The sequence below is a fragment of the Microcoleus sp. Pol12A5 genome (assembly GCF_036701435.1).
GTDB lineage: Bacteria > Cyanobacteriota > Cyanobacteriia > Cyanobacteriales > Microcoleaceae > Microcoleus.
Window position 1 is genome coordinate 1 of the sequence record NZ_JAUBQU010000261.1, and the last position, 2,266, is coordinate 2,266.

Below are 2,266 nucleotides of genomic sequence, written 5' to 3' on the forward strand. Positions count from 1 at the left end.
ACCGTTGCCGTTGCTAAATAAACGTTCTGGGGTTGAGACACATAACGCTTTAAGGCTTATTTAGTCTAAACTCCAGTACTTAAAGTAGCTGTTTTACCGTTAAATTAAGAGAAATCAAACAAAGAGACAAACCTCTTGGAAACCCAGTATTAGAGTGACTTTGATAATTTTTGGAGATGTCTAATCGAATAATCTTTCATTTTAAAAAATGGATGATTTTTGGTACAAGTAAACGTGTTGTGAGTCAAGCAGATCGTGCTATGAGTCAAAAAAATGCTACTATGTGTGGTATCGCTTTCGTGTGGGTTTACTAAACTATATATAGCAAAACCATTTGATTTGTAAATAATCGATTCAATCATCACAAGCGTTTCAGGTTGTTCTACATTCACGACTCAAAGAGACTTGCTATAATTATAGTTAATTTGTTTTGATATTCTATGTTTGACCCTCACGATTGAGGGTCAGTAACATGATACCTCATCTTTTTGAAAAAGGCTATATATCGGTCAATGAAGTCATAACATCAGTCAATTTAGTAAGTTCAACAAATGTAATTACATTTGAGGATTTTATCATCTGAAAACCCTTGCCAAAATTAGGTAAAGTGGGTGGTTTAGTGATGTATAAGTGTACTATTCCTACCGGAGAATAATTAGAAAAAGCCATCCAAAAAAGGGGCAAAATTAATATATTTATCGCCCTATTCGCCGGACTTATCCCCAATTAAAAATTTATGGGTAAAACTTAAAAATATTCTGCGTTCTATCAAGACGAGTAATTATCCTGACGGGGTGACAACCCCGTCAAAAGCATTTGCTGTAGAGCTTTTGGAGCTTTTGTGGTAAAAAAAGATGGGGTCGTGATTGTGAAAACCCCCCATCTATTAAATATGTTTCCTTCATTTTACCAAATCCACTTACAAGAACAGCTAAAAGCTACCGAATACCTGACTTTAAAGATTTTAGTATCTCCAGGGTAAGCTCATCTAATTTGGTATAAATTGTACTTGACAAAAAAACGCCAATAGACTTTATACCTGTGAACCGAACTCAAACCTATAATCAAGTTTGACTCTTAACAAAGTCAATCAAGTTGAAACGGAGTTAAAGACAATGACAAATGGTTTTGCACCTAGATTGAAACTCGCTGTAAAATCTCAAGCTAAAAGAGCAGAAAAACGACAGTTAACACCTCTAAGCGAAATCCAAGCTAATTTATTGAATTATGTAGCAGAGCTCCCCGACCCCAGAGTTCAAAGAACCCAAAAACATTTATTAAAAGATATTTTAGTAATCTCTATTTTAGCCGTCATTAGCGGTGCCGAAGGTTGGGAAGACATGGAAAATTATTGCATCGCTAAACAACAATGGTTAGAGGAATTTCTCGAATTACCCAATGGTATTCCGAGTGATGATACTTTTCGACGAGTCTTTGAAAAAATCAATCCTGATGCTTTAGAACAATGTTTAGCGAAGTGGCTTCAAAGTATGCTTGGTTCGGTAGTTGGCGAGATTATCCCCATTGATGGCAAAAGTGTTAGAGGTTCTTATGACCGTAATCAAGGCGTAAAAGCTTTGCATTTGGTCACGGCTTGGGCAAGTGAACAGCGTTTAGTTTTAGGGCAAGTTAAAGTTGAGTATCATTCCAACGAGATTACGGCTATTCCGGCACTCTTAGAATTACTAGACCTGACCGGGGCGATCGTTACCATTGATGCGATGGGAACGCAAAGCGAGATTGTGAAACAAATTCGCTACAAAAAAGCTGATTATATTGTATCTCTTAAAGCCAATCATCCCACTTTACATTCTCAGGTTAAAGAATGGTTTGATACCAGAAGAGCTAATAACTTTGAAGACCTTAACGCTGACGGGGTGACAACCCCGTCAAAAGCTTGATAAAATCAAGGACATAGCCCTCAAACCCTTCTGAAAGAATGTCCGCTTATTGCGTCTAATTTTCATCAATTCCGCAATAGTTGCATGGCAAAAATCCATCCCTACTACCCACAATTGACCATATAATCCAATCCAAAAACTACTATGACGGCGTTGCGCTCGTTTCCATTCAATCAGGCGACCGATGTATTTCTGAATTCCCATAAGCTTAAACTTACGTCCCTGTAAAATAGCGCAACTGTAAGCCAAAGCTATCAATAAAATTAAAGTTTTTAGGCGGTCATCACCACAGGGTAAGCTCATCTAATTTGGTATAAATTGTACTTGACAATGACTCAAATGAGTGTTCTTAAGTCAAGTCGCTA

General features: G+C 37.2%; 2 pseudogenes. Both read left to right on the forward strand.

Annotated elements, in window-relative coordinates:
- Nucleotides 1-683: 683 nt before the first annotated feature.
- A pseudogene (locus QUA45_RS29360) lies at nucleotides 684-848 on the forward strand (hypothetical protein); the annotation flags it as partial.
- Nucleotides 849-1,115: 267 nt separating this feature from the next.
- Nucleotides 1,116-1,874: pseudogene (locus QUA45_RS28535) on the forward strand (ISAs1 family transposase); the annotation flags it as partial.
- Nucleotides 1,875-2,266 lie beyond the last annotated feature (392 nt).